Below are 21,991 nucleotides of genomic sequence, written 5' to 3'. Positions count from 1 at the left end.
CTAATCCATGACCGACGACATCCACGAGACACCATCAAGCACACCGAACTTCCAGAGCGAGCTGGCAGCCCAGCTCGCCGAACTGATCCCCGAGGCAATCGCCGACGGCAAGATCGACGTCACGAAGCTCCAGGAACTGCTGTCTACGGATGCCGCCGACCCGACCGAACGGTTCGGTCTGTTCTGGCCCGGCAAGAAGCGCGCGCTGCGAGCTGCGCAGGAGCCCACGACGGCGACGCTGCGCCCCGACTTCGAGAACTCAAAGGACTGGGACACAACCAAGAACGTGTTCATCGAGGGCGACAACCTCGAAGTGCTGAAGATCCTGCAGAAGCACTATCACAACAAGGTCAAGCTGATCTATATCGACCCCCCGTACAACACCGGTAAGGACTTCGTCTACCCGGACAATTTCAAGGAGGGTCTCGACACCTATCTCGAGTGGACCAGGCAGGTCAACGAGGAGGGCAAGAAGGTCTCGACCAACGCAGAAACCGAGGGGCGTTACCACTCCAACTGGCTCAACATGATGTACCCGCGGCTTAAGCTCGCGCGGAACCTCCTGACTGACGACGGCGTGATCTTCGTTTCGATCGACGACCACGAGTACGACAACCTTAAGAAGCTCTGCGATGGCGTATTTGGCGAGGCGAACTACCTCAACACATTCGTCTGGGTCAGCAATCTCAAGGGGCGACAGATTTCCGCGAGCGGCGCAGCGGGCACCAAGGAGTACATCCTATGCTATGCGCGGAAGGGTGACCAAGCGGGCGAGTTCCGCGCGTCTGGTTCGCGTCTGAAGTCTCTGATGCCGACTGTCTATAAGGGATTCAACTACACCGCGCAGGCCGATGATCGCGGGCCGTTCGTAGTCAAGAACGAGCTTTACAATACCAACTCGGCATTCAATGAGATCACTCGACCTAACCTCGTCTTTGACATCTACTTCAACCCGACGACGGGCGATGTGAAGACGGCATCGGTGTCGCCCGAACATGCGCACGAGGGTTACATCAAGATCGCACCGAAGCAGAACAACAACGGTACTAACAAGTACCACGCCTTTCGATGGAGTGCCCGCAAGGTTCAGGCGGAGTCGTACGACCTTCATTTCGTAGAATCAGCGTCGGGCTGGAAGGTCTACACGAAAGTCCGAGATGTCGACTCTGCAACGGTCAAGGACCTTGTTATGGACATCACGACGAACGAGGGTTCCGCCGATATTGGAAAACTTGGTCTTGATTCGAAGTGGTTCGACTACCCGAAGCCCGTGAATCTGATCAAGATGCTGGTCGATGCGGCGACGGATTCCGATTCAATGGTCTTGGATTTCTTCGCCGGATCCGGGACTACGGCGCACGCCGTGATGCAACTGAATGCTGATGATGGAGGGCGCCGTCGATTCATCCAGGTTCAACTTCCAGAGCCGCTGGCTGAGGATCATCCTGCGCGTGAAGTTGGTGGGCATCGGACGATTGCCGATGTTTCCATCGCTCGAGTGCGCGCTGCCGCTACTTCGATTGACGCAACACTCAGCGGCCGTCTGGGAGATGGTGAGCCTGCTGACATGGGTGTTCGGGTCCTCAAGCTCGCCGAAACCAACTTCGCAAAGTGGCGCGTGACGAGTGATGTCGAAGAGGGCGCTCTCGAACAGCATCTTCTGGCTCTCCGTGACAGCAGTAGCGCCGATGACGCGACACCTGACGACCTCCTCACCGAGATTCTGCTCAAGCAGGGCTACGCGCTCACCGAGCGAATCACGTCGGTCGAGATCGAAGGCCTTGAGCTGCGCGCGGTCCTCGATGCCGACGGAGACGTGGCAGTCCTCGCGTATCTGAACGAGCACAAGAAGCCGTCGGTCGAGCAGCTTCGCGCGATCGTGGACACCCAGCCGACGAAGCTGGTGATCCTGGAGGACGCCTTCCAAGGAGACGATGAGCTCAAGACCAACCTCGTACAGCTCGCGAAGTCGAAGAACGTGGAGCTCTGGACGGCGTAATGGGTGGTTCAGGATTCCAGTTTGACCCCAGCCAGCCGTACCAGCTCGATGCGGTGAACGCGGTCGTCGACCTCATCGATGGCCAGCCGAAGGATGCCGAGAAGCTGCTGCTGACGCTGCGCGGTCATGCAGCGCTGAAGGAGACCGATCAGGCGACGCTCGACCTTGACCTAACTCAGGAGGTCGGGGCGGTCGGCAACAACCTCGTCCTTGAACGCGACACGGTGCTGTCTAACCTGCAGCGCGTCCAGGATCGAAACGGTCTCGAAGTTGTGGGGAAGTTGTACGACGCGGCACTCGACTTCGACATCGAGATGGAAACGGGCACCGGAAAGACCTACGTCTACCTGCGCACGATCTTCGAGCTTGCGAAGAATTACAACTTCACGAAGTTCATCATCCTGGTGCCGAGCGTTGCCATCCGTGAGGGCGTCGCGACGAGCATCCGTCTCATGCGGGATCACTTCAATGGTCTCTATCCAGGGCAGCCGTTCGACTACTCGGTCTACAGCGGAAAGAACGCCGAAGACGTGCAGTCGTTCGCGACGGCGACGAACATCCAGATCCTAGTGATGACGATCGACTCGATCCGTGGCACCGCGAACACGCGCATCATCCACCAGACGAAGGACAAGCTCAACGGGCTGCGCCCGCTCGACTACCTGAAGGCGACGCACCCCGTCGTCATCATGGACGAGCCGCAGAACATGGAGTCGCTGCTTTCGCAGTCAGCGGTAGGCGAGCTCAACCCTGTCTTCACGCTCCGCTACAGTGCTACGCACAAGAAGCAGCGCAACGTCGCGTACCGGCTTGACCCGGTCGACGCGCATGACCTGGGCCTTGTCAAGCAGATCGTGGTTGCCGACGTGCAGCAGCAAGGTGCCGATGCGGCTCCGTACATCAAACTGATCGAGGTTCGGCGAGAGCCGACCTGGATTGCGCGACTTGAGCTGTCGTGCCGAAAGGCCGACGGCAGTCTCGAACGTCGGGTCGTGAGCGTGCGCCAACATCAGGAGCTGTCCGATCCGCGCATCACCGACAACCCAATCTACGAGGGCTGGCGCATCAATGAGATGAGCATCGAGCCGGCCTACATCGATCTCACCCTCCATGGCTTCCTCGAGCAGGGCGAGAGTATCGGCGGCTCCACCGGAGCGATCTACAAGGAAATGATCCGGGAGACCATCCGTGAGCACCTGCGCAAGGAGTCGATGCTGCGCCCGCGCGGCATCAAGGTACTGAGCCTGTTCTTCGTGGACAAGGTCGCCAGCTACATGGGTGACGGAGCGACGAACGACGATGCCAACGGGGACTTCGCACGCTGGTTCGACGAGGTCTTCGTCGAAGAACGCGCCAAGCTGGCGCGATATCAAGAGCTTCTGCCGCAGGACCCGAGCGCGCTGCGAAAGGCGTACTTCTCGCAGATCAAGCGCGGTAAGACCACCGTTGTGCAGGACAGCTCCGGCACGACCAAGGCCGACGATGACGCCTACGAACTGATCATGCAGGACAAGGAGCGGCTGCTCGATGAAGCCGAGGACGTCCGCTTCATCTTCAGCCACTCCGCGCTTCGCGAAGGCTGGGATAACCCGAACGTCTTCCAGATCTGCACCCTCCGCGAGATGGGCGCAGAGACTGAACGCCGTCAGACCATCGGGCGAGGTCTTCGACTTCCTGTTGCCAAGACCGGAGACGGGTACGTGCGCGTCTCCGACCGCGGCATCGCGACTCTCACTGTGGTGGCGAACGAGTCCTACACTGCCTTCGCGAAGAGCCTTCAGAACGAGTACAAGTCCGCGGGCGTTGAGATCGGCGAGGTGCGTCGAAGTGAGTTCTCCAAGATCCCGCTCCTGGACGCGAACGGTCAGCTGACCGACGACCTCTTTGGGTTCGAACGGTCTGCATCCGTCTTCGAACACCTGACTCGGGAGAAGTTCATCGTCGACGGCAAGGTGACTGCCAAGTTCCAGCCGAACACGATCGACTTCAGCCTGAACTTGCCCGAGATCTTCGTTGACTACGAACCAGAGATCATTGCGCTGATCGCGAGAGCGCACATCGGCACCTACGTGAAGCCGGCGAGCAAGCGTCATCCCCGCAAGCTCAACAAGGAGATTTACACCACTCCCGAGTTCGACGACTTCTGGCACGCGATCAGTCGCCGCACGACGTACCGGGTGACGGTCTCGCGCGACACAATTGTCGAGAAGGCGGTCGACGCGATCCGATCTGCACCGAAGGTGGACCCCCTCCGCATTCAGGTCACACGCGCAGGAGTCAAGGTGCTGCGCGGTGGCGCCAAAGGTGAAGAACTCGGCAGCCGTTCTGCCGAGTTGAAGGGGAGTTACGACCTTCCTGACATCATCGCGGAGCTGCAGGAGGCCACGTCGTTGACTCACAAGACCATCGTCGACATCCTCATCGAGAGTGGCCGACTGGACGACTTCATCGGCAACCCGAACGACTACATTGCCATGGCTAAACGGGCCATCCAGACGGAGCTTGCCAAGCTCGTCGTCGACGGCGTGCAGTACGAGAAGATTGCTGGCTCCGTGTACGAACTCCGAGAGCTCCAGAGAGACGGGCTCGAGGAGAAGGAACGATTCCTCGACCAGATGTATGAGGTGAAGAACACTCAGAAGACCGACTTTGACTTCGTCGTCTACGACTCCGACGTCGAGCGTCAGTTCGCCGAACTGCTCGATAGCCGTGAAGACGTGAAGCTATTCATGAAACTGCCTGCCAAGTTCAAGATCGATACGCCCGTTGGCCCGTACAACCCAGATTGGGCGATCATCAAGCACGAGGACGGCGAAGACCGGATCTACATGATCCGCGAGACCAAGAGCACGCTCGACGACTCGAAGCTACGCCCGACCGAGCTCGCCAAGATCAAGTCGGCGAAGGAACACTTCAAGGCCATCGGCATCGACGACTACGCACGAGCAGCACCCGGAGCGTGGAGACTATGACTTCGTCCTACCCACTCTGGTCAGATGAGCCCGCGACCCAGGATCTGCTGGCCTTTCGCGCCGTGGCGGAGACCGCCGCAGATGCGATCTTCGATGACGGGCTCGACCCTTTGGCAATCGGGCTGTCTGGTGCCTGGGGCAGCGGCAAGACCAGCGTGCTCGAATTGATCAAGTCCGAGATCGCGGAGCGATCCAAGGGCAGCGACCGTAAGGTGCTCGTTATCCCGACGCAGCCGTGGCTCTACGATCCGACCGTCGGTCCGAAGGAGAGCCTCATCGCTGAGGTGCTGGGCGCGCTCAGCAAGGAGTTCAACGAAGAAGACCCGGTCGGCAAGCTCGGTCTGGATGTATTCAAGAAGCTCGTCCGTAAGGTCAACTGGTCGAAGGCGGTCAAGATGGCGGCGCGGACTGCCATCACCATGCAGCTGCCGAATATCGACGACGTATTTGGACTGGTCAGTGACGCACCCGAGAGCCTCGAAAGCGAGAAGGGCATGGCCGCCTTCCGCGAAGAGTTCGGGAAGCTCCTGGCCGATCCTGCGTTGGCGCACCTGTCGCGTGTAGTTGTGCTTGTTGATGATCTCGATCGTTGTCTGCCCGACACCGTGGTCGAGTCGCTTGAGGCGATCCGACTGTTCCTTTCGGCTGAGGGCATGTCCTTCGTCATCGCGGCCGATGAGGACCGCGTAGCGGAGGCGATTCAGCAGAAGCTCAAGACCGCGCCTCCAAAGGACGAGGACGAGGATCCCGCCAAGCTCTACCTCCACAAGATCGTCCAGACGACCATCCCGCTTCCCGCGCTGAGCCGGTTCGACACCGAAGCGTATCTGTTCCTGCTGCTTGCGAAGTCTGAGCTGGGCAATGACGGTGCAGCCTATGAGGCGTTCGTAGCAAAGTGTGACGAACTGCGCGTGGACGGTGGCAGCCTGGACGATCTTGCGGTCGAGGATGGTAGTGCACTGGCGGAGCATCTCGTCACGGCCACGCGACTGACACCGATCCTCTACGAGAAGTTCCACGGCAATCCGCGACGCATCAAGCGGTTCCTGAACGATCTGAACGTGCGCCAATCAGTTGCCCGGCGTCGTGGGTTCAAGCTGGAACCAGATGAGGTCGCGAAGCTGATGGTGTTGGAACGCATCCTCACCGACGACTTCGAGACCGTGCTCGGCTGGCTGGCGTCGAATCAACTGCGCGACAAGCTCGATGCCCTTGACGTTGCTGCCAATGGTCGAGTTGAGGTGGCTGAGGAACCGGCGCCCGGACCATCCGAAGATGAGGCTCCGAAAGATGGGCGTGCTAAGAGGAAGCCCGTCACGCCTGAGCCAGAGGCGGAGCCTGCTCGCGATGATGACTTCAGTGACACCCTCCGGCGCTGGGCGAAACTCCCTCCCGCCCTCGATGCCTCGGCTATCTCGGGGTACCTCTACCTCGCGGCCTCGTTCGCCAAGATCGAGATCATCGACACTGGGCTGCCTGAACGGCTCCGTGACCTTGCGGTTGCGCTGACATCGAGCCTCAAGCTCGACCGTGCAGGTGTCACAGACGAAACGCTGAGACTGCTACCCGAGGGCGACGCCCAGATCCTGGTCGGCCATCTTGGACGTCGTACCCGTGACCAGCCCGGACTGCAGAAGTTCACCGTCGAGAGCCTGCTCCGCCTCGCTGCGCAGCAGCCCATCACCCAGCCGAACGTCGTGGCGGCGCTGAAGGGGCTTCCCGCCGGGAACGTCGAACCGGCGACAATCATCAAACTGCGGCCGCTGGATCAGACGGCATATCGGCCGGTACTTGATGCCTGGCGGGCGGGCTCGGACGATCAGCAGCTCCAGACGTCGGTCGGCATCGTCGAGAAGGCATGGAGCGGCAATGGGAACTAGCGGCTCATTCGGCGGCAGCGGCGGCAAGGATGCAGGCGATCTTCGCGACAACATCGCGGCATGGCTCGACGCGGCAGGCGAGCCCGGTGGTGCCGATGGAGCCGACGCAGGCAACGGGGACGGAGGTGCCGACCAACCCTTCGACCCGTCGCGCCCCGGAACGCCGGGGCAGCCCCGAGTGGACCTCGGCCCAGCCCTGCGCGTGTTGCTCAACTCGCGCGGGCGCGGCGGCCACGGTGACGGCCCCGGTGGCGGTGGCGGTGGAGGCTCTCGAAGCGGAGGCGGTGGTCGTCCGTCAGGCGGCGCAACCCGATCTGTCGGACGGGTATCGCGGGCAGCCGGGCGAGCCGGACGACTTGCGCTTGCCTACTCGTCCGGTAACCGGGAGGCCCTGCGCGAGGCGGGCCTCAACTACGACGAGCTACAGGCGCTCGGCGATCCTGTTGCTATTGGGCTCAAGATCATCGAGACTGCCTTTGAGTCCCCGGCAGATAGCACGGTCGCAGATGCCGAGGAACGCGACATCGTCTCGATGGTCGTCGAGTGGATTCTGGAGCAACCCGCGGATCATCCGCCGATGCCAGAAGACGTTGTCAGGAAGTCGATCGAAACGATGATCGCCGAGACCGCTCTGACCGAGGTGTCCTCGACGATCTACGCGAAGAACGTCAGCTTCGAGAAGCGTCGCAGCCTTGAGCGCCAGATTCGCGATGTAGCGGCGGAGTACGCGGCCCAGGCAACGCTAAACCCGGCAGGTGCGACCGAGCAGCAGATGGCGCAGGCCATTGAGAACGGCATCCGCGACATCGGGCAGATCTTCGGAGTCGCCTCATGAGTCGGTCACTGCTCACGCTCTCCGAGGTCACCGCGGACGCCGCCGTGAAGGACGGCAGTTTCGACGAGGTCTTCCTCTGGACCCGCGGCGGCCGCACAACCTTCACCGGCGGCATCGATCCGCACCTCGCTGGACTTGGCGTGGTGAACCCGCGAAACGTCGACCTCGTCCGGATCGCCCTCGCCGTCCTCGCTGCGGACCGCTCCGTCCTTCGGGAAGGTGGCGGCTCGAGCTGGAACGCGAGGGAGTTCGAGCTCACCGTTGAAGTAGACGATCCCGCCGTATGGGCATCGCACGCGGAGCAGCTGTCCCGCACGATCGGCTTCCTCTCGGGCGACCACTGGATATTCAGATTCACGCAGGCACCCACGGCCGAGGAGACCGGACTGCCGATCGAGGAGCAGCACCACGACCGCACAGTGCTTCTGAGCGGTGGTGCCGACTCGGCTGCTGGCGCACTGCTGTCCGCAATTGATCTGGGTAGGAATCACTCCCAGTCGCTGGTATCGCAGTACAGCTCAACCTCGATCTCTCCAGTGCAGCAGGGCATCGTCAGCGCGATCGCAGGGCTGGTGCCCGGCATTCGGCAAGTGCATCACCAGTTCCATCTTCATCGTGGGTCGAAGCGACTTGACGACTCATCGTTCCGAAGCGAAACATCGACCCGCTCGCGCTCACTGCTCTTTCTCGCACTAGGGCTCGCCGTCGCTGAGCGCGCTGGCTCGACGCTCTGGATCGCCGAGAACGGTTTCGCCTCGCTAAACCCTCCGCTCGGCCCCGATCGCCGTGGCAGCCTGTCGACGCACACGACCCATCCGCGCTTCCTGCGCGAGCTGTCAGCGCTGATGCAGAGCGTGGGCGGGCACTGCCTTATCGAGAACCCCTTCGAGACGCTCACGAAGGGTGAGATGTTCCGCCGGGTGGCGGATGCGGTGGGCATCGACGCCGCCTCGACCTACCTCAGCAGCACCAACTCTTGCTCGCACACCGATGCGCGCTACAGCGGCGCACCAGCCGGTTCTTCCTGCGGCGTCTGCTTCGGCTGCCTCGTCCGCCGAGCGGCATTTATCGCCTCTGGCATTCCCGACACCACCACCTATCTTTCCGAGGATACGAGCGGCAGGTACGAAACGTTCGTCCGGCAGAAGTCGATCGTCGAGCCCCTTCGTGACTTCGTTGACCGGGGTATCCGTCCCCGCGACGTAATGGCAATGTCGCTGCCAGAGGGCTACACAGCGCAGGACGCGCTAGCCCTGTCGCAGCGCGGTGTCGAGGAACTGCGGGGGCTCTTCTGATGGCCCCACAGCTTCCTCCGCTCGATCTGCACGCGCATATCAATCCGAAGACCCATCCGGCTGACCTCGAGCGGCTCGGCGCCGTCGTGTTCGCGGCGACACGATCTATGGATGAGTACGAATCCGTCAGAGACCGCCACGATCGGGTCACCATCTGGGGTGTTGGATGCCATCCAGGTGTGCCACAGGCGCAGGAGGACTTCGATGCCGACAGGTTCGCACCACTGCTCGCTTCGACAGCCTTCGTCAGTGAGATCGGACTGGACCGGCGCTCAAAGGTGGCTCTTGCGGAGCAGGAGGAGGTGCTCACCTCCATCCTCAGCGCGCTTCAGGGCACGCCCCGCATTGCCTCGATCCACAGTACTGAATCGGCGGGACGTGTCCTTGATGCCCTCGAGCGCACGCCAATCAGGGGAGCCGTGCTCCACTGGTGGCGCGGTGACGAGGCCCAGACGCGACGAGCAGTAGAGCTCGGTTGTTGGTTCTCGATCAACGCAGCAAATACGCGGCACCCGAGTGATGTTGCCCTGATCCCCCTCGGGCGGGTGCTCACTGAGACGGATCATCCGGCTGGCGACCGGGGGTCATCTGCGCCGCGTCAGCCCGGTGCCGTGACTGATGTCGAACGGGCGTTGGCAGAGATCTACGGAATCGACGTCAGGGCTGTCCGTGGGCAGGTCTGGACAAATCTGGCCGGCCTCGTTGGCGAGACGAATGTCGAAGATCTTCTTCCTACCGCTGTTCAGCGGATGATCGCCTTCACTCGGACGATCGGAACGTCGCAATGAAGCCTGCCAAGGAGACCGAAGCAGTCAAGCTCCCGTTCGAGACCGGCGAGTATCTCATCACATGGCAGGTGCCCGATCGCAAAGGCAACCATGTTGGAATCCCGGGGCTCCTCACTGTTGAGCAGGGGAAGTACCCGACCGGGATTCTGTATGGCGACCTGCCGATCGAGTGGCTGTCGGAGGGTGCGACGGGCGTCGCCTCCTTCCCGCAGCGCCACACCTTCGACGTCCTCACGGGCCGACTGTCGAGCGGCGCCTACGTGGCGCTGATGAACGGCGAGCTCAGCTACAGTTTCCCCGGCAACGGCCGAGCAGTAGGAGCCTTCGCGGCCCTTTCGCTCGATGCATTCGACACCTCAGAACACCGGAAGTACGCCTCCATCGAGCTTCAGATCGAGGGGCTCGAGTCAGTTGCGGGGTTCGCCCCGATCTCACACGTCAAGATGCCAATGAAGGCCGGTGACGAGCCAGTCTGGGAAGCCACCGTCGACAAGGACGCGAAATTCGCCTGGAGCGCGGGCGACAAGTCGATGACGTTCAGCTATGACTACACCGTGCGTGCGCTCGACGGGTATGAGTTCAGGATGGCATTCGGCCCTGTCCTGCGTCTCACCTCAGACGAGCCGCTGACGGTTGTCGATTGGTGGCTTGAGTGGGTTCGCCCCCTCCGCCAGCTCATCTCGCTCCTTACAGGTGCCCCACGTGAGGTTCGGTACCTTCTCGCCGTGGTCGCTGAATCCGCGCCCCGTTCGCACCGTGATCAGGTGTTCGGCTGGGATATCACACACCTACCTGTCAACTCAACGCGCGCTGCGGTCGAGGAGATTCGTTCGGCGGTCAGTCTTGCGGGAGACAACCTGAGTCTGCTCGACCTACTGCGCACCTGGCAGCGACAGGTCGCAGCCAGGCATCCCCTCTTTGAGACCTACGGGGCGATGGCGACGGCTGCCGACCAACACCCCCGCTCGAGATTCCTGCTTCTACTGCAAGCGCTTGAGGGGTCGTACGGCTTCGAATATCGCGCCAAGCATGAGGCGGATAAGGAGAAGTTCGGGGCAAAACGGGAGGGCGTGATCGCGCGGGCCCAGCAGCTGTTGGAGAAGGCGGACTTTGCTTTCATCAACAAGAACCTTCGTCGGGAGGCGCAGCAGGGCCTTGACTCGGCGCTTGCTGACCTGCTGAAGCGACTGCCGGATGAGGTTTCGGAGGAACTCACGAAGAGTGAACTGATCAAGGCCGTTCAAGAAGAAGACACCGGCAAGGGAACGCTTCCGCTTCAGACCGCGCTCACGAGAGCCCGGAACACCCTGTCGCACGGCTCAGGATCATTCGAGCCTCAGCACCTTGCGGTCGTGGCCGACATCCTCGAAAGGATGGTGCGTTCTGAGGCAATCCGATTGCTTGGTGCTCCGCTCGACCCGCAGGAGCGCGCAGCCAAGAAGGAGGCGCGGTGATCGACCAGGGGATGATCGGCTACTGCTTCCCGAGCGCTTTCCGAATCACAACACCCTCAGAGCGCAAGGCGGAGATGACTGTGTGATTGTCGAACCCGAGCTGCTTGCCAATGTTCACGCTCGATAGCCCTTCCGCGTACAGCTCCACGGCTCTGGTGACGTCCGCAGGCTTCATCCCGCGCGAAGTGTCGACGCCGCGGTCGGCCAGATGCTTCGCCACCGTCGTACGACTCATCCGGAACTCCCGAGCGACCTGCCGCATGTTGCGAATCTCCTGGTACCGGGCTGCGAGCTCATCAACTTCTCGCTCGCGCAACTGCTTCGCCATCCGTACCGGATTGGGCGAGTCCGTGGCGGAACGCCGCGAGCGCGCAGCCTTAGCCGCGATCTCCAGGGGTGATGCACCTCCTACGACATGATTTGAGTAGTTATGCAAGACCCGCACCATCTGTCCCAGTTTGACTCCGCTTCGCGTCGGCTCGACGGTAGTGGACTGGCACTGCGTCAATCGTCGCCGACGCCTACAGCCGGCAGTAATGCCGCGAGCTCCGGAGTCCCATAGGTCATAAAGACCAGGGCATCCTCTTCACTCTCGTCCCATGTTGCCCGATCGAAAGTTACCGGCAGCGGCGCATGCGTTGACGGGGTGAGGTACTCCTCGACGTCACGCACGCCGGCGGCTGGGTTGAACGAGAGCAACGGGAATGCATCCGCAGGTGGTACCAGCCAGTACACCTTCTGCCTATTGCTGTCGGAATCGAAAGCCCCCCGCGTGAGGGCGTTGGACATGAGTACTCGCTCCAGCTCCGCGGGTGTTATCGAGCCCAACAGAGTGGGTGGTGCCTTTATCTGTGCACTATCCGGATGATCGCCCATGTCGTCGTTGCTTATGGGTTCGTTCTTGATGTCCTCGACTTGTTGGCGAATCTCGTCGACCTCAGAGTCCACCACGGCGGGAGTCGCGTGAGGATCGAGGGCGAGACGCTCGATGGCCTTTTCGATGTTTGCCAGCACTGGGGCGGCATCGCCGACAATTGCGGTGAAGTCTCCGTAATCCTCTGCGATGCCCCTATAGACCTGCTCCTCCACCGTATCGGCGTAGAAGTAGTTGCTAATGCGGATGTCCTTGTAGGACGCCCCAATGCGATCGACGCGGCCGATCCGCTGCTCCACCCGCATCAGATTCCATGGCATGTCGTAGTTGATGAGCCGTCCCGACGTTTGCAAGTTCAGGCCCTCACTCATGGAGTCTGTACCGATGAGAACTTCCAGCTCGCCACTGCGGAACTTGCTCTTGATCTCCGACTTTGTGACCTCGGCCCATGCTCCGGATTCGGCGTCATAGACTTCACCGCCCCGGCCCGAGTAGCAACCGAGGCGCCGATACCCCGCCGTGAGCAGCCGTTCACGGACGTAGTCCATCGTGTCGGCGTACTGGGTGAAGACAACCACCGACGAGTATGTGTTCAGCGACTCCGTCACGTCAGCAACGAGCTGGCTGGCCTTGCTGTCTTCGCCGGTGATGCTGTCGAGGTCTTGGAGGAAGGACTTGAGTTCGGCGATCTCGTCGCGGAGTCGGTCGGCTCTCGTGTCAAAAGCCTCTGGCTCGAACAGTGATCCCTCGACATCCACGTTGTCGTCATCGGTGAGCAATTCAGCCAGGTTCTTACCGTCTTCCAAGACACTCAGTCGGCGACGAAGAGACCGTTTGATCGCCTCGAACGATGAGGTCAGGCGACGGCGATAGACGGTCATGATGAACCCGAGTGCCTGATTGCCCGCCTCCGCCACGTACGCGTTGTAATGCCGGCGGATGTACTCCTCGATGCGCTCGTACAGTCGGCGCTCGTTTGGCTCCAGCGGGATGAACTCGTCTTTGACGTGGCGATATGGGATGACCACGTCGTCAGGGATGATCCCGGCCGTCTGGTACGCGCGCATCGTCTTTCGGGTGTTGCGGAAGACGCGATCCCGCATCGGGGTGTGTCGACGGAGCCACTTGTCCATCCACTCGGAAATCTCATTGGGGAACTTGGCTTTCAGGTCCGCGCTCGGCGGGTTCCCGGCCAGGGCCGTGACCACATAGCCACTAGTCCAGCCAAGTTCGTCATCGAATTGCTGTTCGAGGTCAGTATCCCGCTCGGCCTGCGGGTCGGCGAAGTAGTCCTCCAGCATCGCGCACAACAGATCCCAGTGCCGGAGCATCGGGTCGATTGCCAGCAATTTGAAGTATCGAATGAAGTCCTCGGCGCTGACGCCCCACCGTCCCTTGAGCCCGAGCAGGGAGATCAAGTCCCAGGCTTCATGTGGGTTCATCTGCATCGGCGTTGCCGTGGCGAGGTACAGCGCCCGCCACATCTCCTTGTCGCGCATCTCTTGGAGTAGCGCCAGCAACGAGTTCGGAGTGTCGGTCGGCTTGGAGCCACGTCGCCGGGCGTGATGAGCCTCGTCAACCAGGACAACGTCCCACGGACCGGCGTCGAGTATCTGCCGCCGGCGGTCGCGACGCCGAGCAAGATGCGACGAAGCGAGCACGATGGGGAACGCGGACCACGGATTCGCGTTCGGCCCGACCGGGATTGGCGCATCGTAACGATCTACGAAAGCACCCTTGTCGAAGCGGGCCACATCGAGGTTCATCTTCTCGTGGAGTTCCTCTTGCCACTGCTTCATCACGGAGGCGGGGACGAGCAGCAGTGCCTTCTTCGCCCGGCCCGATGTGAAGAGTTCGCGGAGGACCATGCCCGCTTCCACGGTCTTGCCGAGCCCAACCTCGTCGGCGAGCAGGTAGCCGCGCGGGTAGGTGCTCACGACACGACTAATGAGCTCCGCTTGGTGCGGGAGAGGCTGCGCCCATGCCGATCCGACGCCCGTCCAGGGCGACGCGGTTGGTGCATCGCGCAGTGCGACGAGCTCGTCCCATGCTGCCTCGACATCGAACTCCTCGGTGTCGTCTTCGGACGAGGTCGGCGTCTCCAAAGGTGGCGAGACAACGCCGGGTGGAAGCGGCGGGGTCTCGGGGGCGTGCTCGATGAGGTGCTTCCGCACTGCCGACGGCAGGTCTATGATCGCCCATCCTGCATCAGCGTTGTCGGTCCAGTGCTTCTCGAAATCAAGCACCTTGTGGACACCCAGGTAGTCCCAGATCGGCACATTCCAGGATGGGTAGGCGTCGAACGTCTCATGGTTCCTCGCCCAGGCCGTCACCGACGAGTTGTTCGATCCGTTGAAGGCGACTCGATTCCCGTACCGATCCGCGAAGATGCCGTACTTGGTGTGGAAGTAGCGTCCCGACTGTAGGTGCGTCAGCAGATCACCGTCTTCTCCCCTCGGGACACCAACACGAATCTCAAGCCTGTCCGTAGCCACCATCCACGCAAGCACGCTCAGATGCTCGCTCTGCACAATCCGCGTCCCAGCAAGGCCCGGATCAGCGAGCAGCCTCGCCGCCACTACATCGTCGAGCGGCTTGCCCTCGATGACGGCGTCCACGTCTCGCTGTGCGAGTTGCGCACCGACGATCAGGCGCATCTTCCCGCCGTTCGCGAGGAAATGGGCGGTGCCCTGCGCTGCGTACTGAAGCTCGGACGCGGACCAGTAGCCCACGGCTCTGTCGTAGGTCACCGCCCGAGACAGCAACGGTAGATAGAACGTCTCGAACGGACGGTCATCCGGCGAGTAGGTTGCTCCAAGATCAACAGTCTGGAACGAATCCGGCGACGAAATAGAGTCCCCTGAGGACAGCTCAGAACTCGCCGGTCCGCCAGGTGGCGCCGACGATCCAGGTGATAGAGCGTCGCTGTCGTCCAGTGTCATGTCACACCACGTCGAACAACGTGTTCTCGTTGGCGTCTGTCTGTGCGGCCATCTCCTCCGCCTCCGGTAGAACCACATCATCGAAGTAGAGCGTGCAGAGTGTGTCGATGAGCCCAGCCTCCGGCACCACCCAAGCACCTTTGACCTTGGTACGTGGGATCGCGTTCGCCAGACCTTGCAGGGTGGAAATGAACCCGGCATCGCTGGTGTAACCGTGGCGATCGAGGAAGCGCTTGGCGGCCTGCTGGCCGTCCACCTCGGCAATGTAGAGCGCAGTGTCGACAGCGTCAATAATGTACTCGAACGAGGATGCTTCAGGTGTGACGCCGGGAAGGCCCGAGTCAGCACCGCGCCGCAACCGTTCCTTCGGCGTTAGCAGTGACACTTTCCCGGAAGACTTCGACACGATCTTGGCACGCTCCAAGTCGTCCACATCCAAGCCGCCCACCGCAAGGGCAAGCAGTCTGGCCGTATCAAACGGGAATTCCCGCGCACCGAACGTATCCCACGCCAACAGGACGAAGTCAGTGAGCCCATCCACCTTCGCGGCCTGCCCGACGAGGCGGGAACGACGAAGGTCCACGATCTCCTCGCGCGCCAGAGCCAGGGCATCTTCGGGGCGGAGCAACTGGTCCCGCCCATCAGCGTCCGGAGTGGACGAGTAGACGGGCCAGTTCTGCGAGATCACGGACAGCGTTGGGCCGTAAGTCGAGAGCAGAAGGTCAACGCCGTCGATACCGTCATGCTGGAATCGTGTCGCCGCGTCGCGTGCTGCGAGGCGGATATCGTGCTCGATGTCATCGAGATAGACCTTGCGGCCGTTGGCGCGGTCGGTTCGCTTTCGACACACCAGCATGATGGTCGAAGCTGCAGAGTTCATGTTTGCCTGGTGCATAGAGTGCTCGAACTCAGTGTTGACAGGCCACGATGTTTCAATCGTGAAGCCCGCCTGTAGGAGACCCATACCAAGTGTGTCCCACGCCTCGGCTCGTTTGTGAGTGAACATCACCGAGAGGACTCCGTCGTCTGACAGAACGCGACGCGACTCGGAGAAGATTGATGTCATCTTCGTCTCATAGTCGAGGTCGGCCAGCTCACTCTTGCGCTTTCCCATCATCGCGAATCTGGCGGGATTGGCAACGGCTTCGTTGTCTTTGTCCGTAAGATCGTCCCGGAAGTAGTCGGGAACTAGTCTCCCAAGAGTCCTCTTCTCCCAGACGTAGAAGTAGTCGGCGAGCTCCGCGTACATGACATTGTCGTAGTAGGGCGGGTCCATGCAGATATGAGTCACGGAGCCCGCATCGAGCGTGAGGCTCGCTGCGCTACCCTGCGTGACGGTAACCTCGCGATGAAGCCGCGTGTTCGTTCCAAGCTCTGCCGCCCCGGTCTCGTCGAGGAGACGCGCGATTCCACCATAAGCGTCGTCGAGCTGGTCGAGGCACCATGAATACAACGCTGATGCACCCTCAAACTCGGCGAATGTCCACTTGAAAGAAAAGTCATGGCGGTCGAAGACGCTTCTCATCCCCTGGCGCGCAACGTTCCATGAGGAAAGCCGTGAGTTCCAGTTGAGAGCTTTGCCTTGCATGAGCGCGAGTTCGAAGAGGACGTCGTCCGCTCTGTCGCCTAGAGCGTCACGCACTTCGGGGATCAACGTAGCGAACTCCTCACCGAACGTGCCGTGAACCAACGCCTGCCTCGGAGTGTAGAAATCGATCCAACGCTCAAGCCCGTACTGTTTCGGCCGCAGGTCATTGCCATCGGGGAATTCCTCTGTAGGAAGGATGCCCGAAACGAACCAGCCATCTTTGACTTCGTCGAAGCGACGATCCGCAGCCCGCAGTGCATCAATATCGGCACGGGTTGGCGCACGGAAGGTGCGTTCGCCCGACGCCTTACGGATGGCGACGGCATAGAGGACTTGCTCCATTTGGCCGCTCTGGGCTGCCTCCTTGATGTAGTCACCATCAATAACGAGATTGTCGTAAAGCGAGATCGCCTTCCCACGCGCTATGGTCCCTGCACTTGCATCGCCCCTGTCTACGTCCCGACCAAGGACGACCTCGAAGCGTGGCTCCTGAAGGTCGGCACCGTCTGCTGACAAAATCAAGCGCACAGCTGCCTCTTTGCCCGCTTGCTTGCGGAGCCACTTGTCCGTCAGCAAGGGGACGAGTCGGCCGGTGCGCGGACAAGGGACAGCATTTGCCCAGATGTAGGCGGTGACGCTTTCACCTTCGTCCAGAGGGAAGTACTCCCTAAGTCGCTTCTCCACGCGATTGACGAGAACGCCACCCCATCCCTTGATTTCGGGCAACAGGTCAAGCCCGCGAGTTGCAGGAATCTCGACCCCCGCCCGCAGGACGCTGGCCGCGACTCCGTTGAGGTCGTTTGCCACGACAGGCAGCCCAAGTCGGCTCGCAGCCCAGGGAATCGATCCTCCGCCGGCGGTCGGGTCAGCGACGGTCGGAAGCTCGCCCCAGGTGCGACGAAGAATGGAGTGGAGCAGATCGATGTCTGAGCGCGCCACTGCGTTTCGGAACGCCTGACGGTAGCCGTACCCGTTGCCCTGCAACTTCACGCCAGCAGCGTTGGCGGCATCGATCATGCGTCGTCCCTTGACGGGGTCCCCCAGGATCCCGACGAGGCGCAGCAGCCATGCCCTGTAGGCCAATTCACTGCGTACTTCTGGCGCGTCTGGGAACGCTTCGGCCAACTCTTCGGTCCATGTCGGCATGACGCCAGCGAGAGCCACAGCGGCGGAAGCCACAAGTGGTCGACGCGCCCACCAGATGTGAAGGAACGAGAGCGGTGGTAGGGCGGAGGCCGCTCCGCGCTCTCGCCGCGACTCGATTCCGAGTTCTGCGACGGGTAGCCAGTCCTCGATGAGGACCCGTGGTCTTGAGTTGGTCACGTCGTGTCCTTAGTCGGCGAGGAGGGTTCGGAGTGCTTTGCGGGCGCGGGTGCCATCGAGTCCCATGCACTTGGAGTACCAGTAGTAGGTCTCCTCGACGCTCATGGCGTTGATTCCGGCGACGAGCGCCCGGACCCGCTCATGCTTGGCAATGGGTAGGGTCGCGAGCAGGACCAGCGCAAGGCGGACGCCCTCGGCTTCGCCGAGGCGAATGGGCGCTTTGCGTTTGAAAGCCAGCACGCTCGGCTGGTGTCCCGCTTTGCGAACCGCGGCGAACAGCGCATCAATCACGCGTCCAGCTTGAACGGGTGTGGCCACGCTGACCGGTGCCGTGATCGAGCTGCCGTTCTCGCCGTAGCTTTCTTCAAGCGTTACTCCGAAGGCTTCGCCTCGGCCCGGCGTGATGACGAGTCGAAACCCTCGGACGCCTTCGACCAGTGCGAGATGGGATGTGGGGCGGAACCGCTTGACCGCGTTCACTTGGTCACCTCGGCCGTCATGGTGGTGCTCTTCATGCCGAGGTTCTTGACGACCGTGTGTATCTGGCCGAACTGAGCATCGGTGATGTCCAGAGCGGGGGCGAAACGGAAGACGAGGGTGACTTCGCCCGCTACCTTGTTCGCTCCGGCGATGGACTTCTTCACATGGTTATACGCGGACTGGAAGTCCTGACGGTCTGCAGTGCCCTGGAACTGGACTCCGCCGTTGACTCCCTTGAACTCGGCGCGGATCGTCGCACGAACGGTGATGTGCTGCTTTTGCAGCATGCCGAGCGCTGCCACGGCGAGGTCGATGTCGCTGGTGCCTGAGGCCTCGTCGGCGGTGACCTTCAAGGTCATCGTGCTTACCGTCGGGACCGTGAAGTCCGAAATCTGATCGAGGAGGCTCTGCATTGCAGCGCCGCCCGGGCCGGCTGCATTGAAGGTCTTCGAGTTCGGTGTGCGGGTCGGCACCTCGATCTCTTGCGCGTCGGCTGCTTCCCGGCTGAGGATGCGCAGGCCGTCGAGTCCTTTGTCCTTGATCGCAGACGGCGACAGTGCCCGAACGCCAGGGCTAGGCTCCGCGTCGAGGACGACGAACCACTTGTAGTCGCTGGCCTGTACCGCAGTGGCGAGCAGTTCGAGGACGTCGGTCTTGGTGGGCTCGCCGCCGCACTGGGCTTCGAGGCGGGAACGTATCTCGGCTCCGGTGAGGTCATCGTTAGTGATGACGGCACGCAAGTCGGCCTGGGTCGGCTTGCGAACGAGTAGGCCTCGTGACTGTGCTTCGGAAGCGGTCATCACCTCGGCGTCAGGCTTCATCTCGGGCGAGAAGCCGGCCATCGTGCTTGCCGTGTGAGTCTTGCCCGTGCCCGCGTCGTAGTAGACCCAGTTCTCGTTCTTCACCCCGTTGACGATCGCTTCACGAATCAGGTTCGGGTTGCGGACGATCTGGATCGTGTGGTCAGTCCAGAAGTAGTCGGCGATCGAGCGTGTGGTGGCGGAGTTTGCAGCGTGCCAGGTCTTCGACCGGAGGTACGAGGCAGTGAACGGACTGCTCCGAATCTTGTCCTCGTCTTCGAGCAAACTCAATACCGCTGAGGTCGCATTCTTCGTGTCCCCTTGCGCCTGAGCCGGGAGCTCACGGTGGCGGAGGTACCCGGTCGCCTTGTCCCCAGAGGGAAAGTAGATGTGCTTGTAGCAGCGGGTCACCGCGATACGGGCGTTGAGCGTGGCTTCCTTGTTGTAGACCTCTACCTTCTTGCGCACCTCGTCGCTGAACTGTGCGAGTCGAGCGGCGTCGCTGGCGAGGTTGTTGGATGCGATCAGAGCTCGTGCTCGGTCTTTCAGCACTTCGATTTGCTCTTCATCGGGTACTGCAAACACCACAGCATTGCGGTAGGTCCGCGGGCTGCCGACGGAGCCGACCTTATCCAGCATTTCAACGACTGCGGAAGGTGGCTGCTCTGCGCTCTTCGGCGTGACAGCCACGACGTTGTAGTCGAGTACGACCACTCGTAGCCCGGCTTCGTCGTGAACCTCGGCGGGACCCGACGGGAAGTGCACAGCTTTGGCGCCACCGTCGTTGGCGAACGCGTTGCGGATGAGAGTGTCGACCATCGCCGCAACAGCGGTATTGGCGACGTTGCGCTTCTCGGTCTCGATGATGGCGTTGACGTTCGGCTCGATGTTGAAGCGCCACCGCCCCCCGTCGAACGATAGATGCCAGAAGACTTTCTCGGACTCCGTGAGTGCTTTCTCGAAGATGGCGGTGTCTTCGCCTGGGCGGAGCGTGCCGACGATCCAGTCGTTGCGGCCAGCTCCTGCGGTCGCCACCATTTCAAGCGAATGAGTGAACACGGTGCGTGCGACACGGGTGGTGTAGGCCGGTTTACCGGGGAAGACATCAGCGTCCACTGCTGCGGAGTGCGACTTCTTGCCTGCGAAGTCTCCCTCGGCCACAGATGCGTACTCGGCCCGTCCGAGACCATCGGTGAGATGGTTCAGCACCGGGTCGTTGTCGTAGTCGATGTCGCCAACGTTGATGATCGCGGTGTCATCGTTCGTCGCGTAGATGTGTGCCACGACCTCAGCCAGCAACTTCAACGCGCCTCTTGCTCGCTGGAACTGTGTGATGTTGCCCAGGCGCTTGTCCAGGACACGGACGAGCTCGGGGTGGAACGGGTACGTCTTTGTGACCAGCTCGCCATAGGTCGCAGGGTGCTCGGCACCGCCCGCCAACTGCTCGGTCTTGCCGAGTGTCTCGTACAGGTCTCTGTAGGCGTCACCAGCGGCAGCCGCAGCATCTTGATCGACTGAGGCAAAGATGCGCTTCTTGAGGATTTCGCCGATCTCGTTGTCGTCGGCAGGGCGGATCACCGCGGACGGTTGCACGGCGCGAGTCAGTACGTCGCCGGTCTCTTCCGCTGCCTTAACCGAGGCGGCGTTCGCCGCGTCGGCCCGTTCCTTCTCGTCGCCGGTGAGGTCGCTGATCTCGGTGGTCTCTGCACCGAATGCGTTGGTGGTGGCCGCCAGGGTGATGATGACTGAGACCCGATTGGTCGGGTCAGACGCGACCTCGAACAGGTTCCCCAGGAACACCGGGATCGCGCGCGCCATTCGACGCACATCCTCGCTGCCCGAGGAGGACACCGCTCGCAGATACTTGGCGATCTCGTCCACGATGACGATCGTTGGCTTGCCGCCGAACGCCGCCTTGATGGTGCCCGTTCCCGGCGCCGTGCGCTCGACGTCATTGGCAGCCATCACAGAGAAGGCGTCATCGCCGATCTGTGCCGCCATCTCACCCCACAGCGTGTAGGTGCGGTGGCCATCAGTGTCGACCCCAGCGGTGGGGTCGAGAGCGTCGCCGACGAGCGCGGCAACCTGAACAGCACCGTCCGGAAGCAAGCTTGGGTCGATGAACTCTGCGATGTTGGCAGGTCGCGCCCCACCGGCCAGGTGGTAGACCGCTGTGAGGCCGTGGGTCTTGCCGCCACCAAAGGAGGTGGTGGGCCGCAGGACCCCGTTCTCTCCCGCCACGCCTTTCGCCCCAGTGATGCGACCGAAGGTCTTAGTGAGAAGGGTCTTCAACCCGGAAGTCGGGTAGGTCTGAGCGAAGAAGGCCTCGGCGTCGCCGTACACCGGGTAGTGCTCGGCGTCACGCACAACCTTGTCGAGCTGTGCTGCGAAGTGGTTGTCGGCGAGACCGCCTTGGAGCACGTCCTCTCGTGGCACGCAAGTGGTGCGCAGCGGCAACAGGTTCAAGTCGCTCATTCAGATTCCCTCCCAAGCCGCGCGCTGTCGCGCGATTCATTGTCACGTGATGCAGCGTCTCCGTGGCGCACCCAGTCGTCAACCTCGCTCGTCTGGAACTTCCAGAGGCGACCGACCTTGTGTGCGGGCATCTCCTTGTCAACGATCCAGGCGTAGATCGTGTCCTTAGCCACGCCCAGGTAGTCCGCGCTCGGCAGAGAGCCATGGTTCCGGCATGTGAACTCCTGGAGGCGAGTTGATCCGGGTCTTTCCGGTTATGTCCGAGAGTAGCGGGTCGATGTTCGGC

General features: G+C 61.7%; 12 protein-coding genes and 1 pseudogene. 7 read left to right on the top strand and 6 right to left on the bottom strand.

Annotated elements, in window-relative coordinates:
• Positions 1 to 7 precede the first annotated feature (7 nt).
• Genes NH287_RS01150 through NH287_RS01120 form a run of 7 tightly spaced genes read left to right on the top strand, consistent with a single transcriptional unit; the run spans position 8 to position 11,223 of the window.
• Positions 8 to 1,999 (top strand): site-specific DNA-methyltransferase, encoded by a 1,992-nt coding sequence (locus NH287_RS01150; RefSeq protein WP_253034138.1) that lies wholly within the window; start codon positions 8 to 10, stop codon positions 1,997 to 1,999.
• Positions 1,999 to 4,971 carry a DEAD/DEAH box helicase family protein gene (locus NH287_RS01145; RefSeq protein WP_253034137.1) on the top strand — a complete coding sequence of 991 codons (2,973 nt, stop codon included), beginning with the start codon at positions 1,999 to 2,001 and terminating at the stop codon, positions 4,969 to 4,971. The genes NH287_RS01150 and NH287_RS01145 overlap by 1 nt, the downstream gene beginning before the upstream one ends.
• Positions 4,968 to 6,851, top strand: coding sequence for a P-loop NTPase fold protein (locus NH287_RS01140; RefSeq protein ID WP_253034136.1), 1,884 nt, complete (start codon positions 4,968 to 4,970; stop codon positions 6,849 to 6,851). Before NH287_RS01145 ends, NH287_RS01140 begins: the two co-directional genes overlap by 4 nt.
• Positions 6,841 to 7,686, top strand: a complete 846-nt coding sequence (locus NH287_RS15150; protein WP_290440210.1) for a hypothetical protein — start codon at positions 6,841 to 6,843, stop codon at positions 7,684 to 7,686. The genes NH287_RS01140 and NH287_RS15150 overlap by 11 nt, the downstream gene beginning before the upstream one ends.
• A complete protein-coding gene (locus tag NH287_RS01130) occupies positions 7,683 to 8,981 on the top strand; it encodes a hypothetical protein (protein WP_253034135.1) in 1,299 nt (432 codons plus the stop codon). The genes NH287_RS15150 and NH287_RS01130 overlap by 4 nt, the downstream gene beginning before the upstream one ends.
• Positions 8,981 to 9,769: a TatD family hydrolase gene (locus tag NH287_RS01125; protein WP_253034134.1), complete on the top strand. Its 789-nt coding sequence runs from the start codon at positions 8,981 to 8,983 to the stop codon at positions 9,767 to 9,769. The genes NH287_RS01130 and NH287_RS01125 overlap by 1 nt, the downstream gene beginning before the upstream one ends.
• The gene (locus NH287_RS01120; RefSeq protein WP_253034133.1) at positions 9,766 to 11,223 is read left to right on the top strand and encodes a hypothetical protein; all 1,458 of its coding nucleotides are present in this window, start codon (positions 9,766 to 9,768) and stop codon (positions 11,221 to 11,223) included. Before NH287_RS01125 ends, NH287_RS01120 begins: the two co-directional genes overlap by 4 nt.
• Before the next feature lie 19 nt (positions 11,224 to 11,242).
• Here NH287_RS01120 and NH287_RS01115 read toward each other — a convergent pair whose 3' ends face one another.
• From NH287_RS01115 to NH287_RS01090, 6 genes and pseudogenes are all read right to left on the bottom strand, one after another.
• Positions 11,243 to 11,551, bottom strand: coding sequence for a hypothetical protein (locus tag NH287_RS01115; protein ID WP_253034132.1), 309 nt, complete (start codon positions 11,549 to 11,551; stop codon positions 11,243 to 11,245).
• 176 nt (positions 11,552 to 11,727) lie between these two features.
• Positions 11,728 to 15,039 carry a DEAD/DEAH box helicase gene (locus NH287_RS01110; protein WP_253034131.1) on the bottom strand — a complete coding sequence of 1,104 codons (3,312 nt, stop codon included), beginning with the start codon at positions 15,037 to 15,039 and terminating at the stop codon, positions 11,728 to 11,730.
• A gap of 1 nt (position 15,040) precedes the next feature.
• Complete coding sequence (locus NH287_RS01105) at positions 15,041 to 17,950, bottom strand: DUF1156 domain-containing protein (protein WP_308210377.1); 2,910 nt, start codon at positions 17,948 to 17,950, stop codon at positions 15,041 to 15,043.
• Between the two features lie 9 nt (positions 17,951 to 17,959).
• Entirely contained in the window at positions 17,960 to 18,430 is a 471-nt protein-coding gene (locus tag NH287_RS01100; protein WP_157087326.1) for a hypothetical protein, read from the bottom strand.
• Positions 18,427 to 21,705: an ATP-binding protein gene (locus NH287_RS01095; RefSeq protein WP_253034129.1), complete on the bottom strand. Its 3,279-nt coding sequence runs from the start codon at positions 21,703 to 21,705 to the stop codon at positions 18,427 to 18,429. The genes NH287_RS01100 and NH287_RS01095 overlap by 4 nt, the downstream gene beginning before the upstream one ends.
• Positions 21,702 to 21,921, bottom strand: a pseudogene (locus NH287_RS01090) (helix-turn-helix domain-containing protein). Before NH287_RS01090 ends, NH287_RS01095 begins: the two are co-directional and overlap by 4 nt.
• Between the last annotated feature and the right edge of the window lie 70 nt (positions 21,922 to 21,991).

The organism is Microbacterium sp. CnD16-F, assembly GCF_024124465.1.
Classification (GTDB): Bacteria; Actinomycetota; Actinomycetes; order Actinomycetales; family Microbacteriaceae; genus Microbacterium; species Microbacterium gawkjiense.
Note: the sequence above shows the minus strand (reverse complement) of the source record. Positions and strands in the feature narration are given on the sequence as shown.